Genomic DNA, 503 nt, shown 5'->3' with positions numbered 1-503 from the left:
ATTTACGACCGGCACACTTGTCAGTCAGGCAGCCCGGCCTTGCGCATCCCCTCGACGAAGTATTGGACCACGACCAAATGGCGCGCCGGCTGGGAGGCAGCCCACCGTCCTAGGGAAAACTGGGGGTTATTGGCTATAAAGATGTTCGCCTCTCGACGAGCTTCGCGGTCGCGATCCACCAGTGCAAGCGCGGCTGCAAGCACCTTCCTTGATCCCGAGCGATAGGTCGCCTCATTGCGCAGGGTGTCGATTGCCGCATCATATCGGCCGGCAGCGTAGTGGACCATTCCCAAGATCCAGAAATACCAGCCGGCTGGGTGCGGATTAAGCCGAAAAGCCCTGAGGATCATGTCCCTGGCCTCAACGATACGGCCGTCCCACATCAGCATTTCGGCACTCATAACAAGGGTATCCGCGTGGTTGGGATCGAGCGCCAGAGCGGCGGCGAAAGCGGCTTCCGACTCTGCCCAACGACGCTCATAGGCCTGCAGGTAGCCAACCAC

At 60.2% G+C, this 503-nt stretch carries 1 protein-coding gene; it reads right to left on the bottom strand.

Features of this window, described 5'->3' with window-relative positions; translation table 11 throughout:
* Window positions 1-20 precede the first annotated feature (20 nt).
* The coding region (locus EOA29_RS41955) for a tetratricopeptide repeat protein (protein WP_348628945.1) at window positions 21-503 on the bottom strand (483 nt) is incomplete at its 5' end.

This window comes from Mesorhizobium sp. M1E.F.Ca.ET.063.01.1.1 (assembly GCF_003998155.1).
GTDB lineage: Bacteria > Pseudomonadota > Alphaproteobacteria > Rhizobiales > Rhizobiaceae > Mesorhizobium.
Note: the sequence above shows the minus strand (reverse complement) of the source record. Positions and strands in the feature narration are given on the sequence as shown.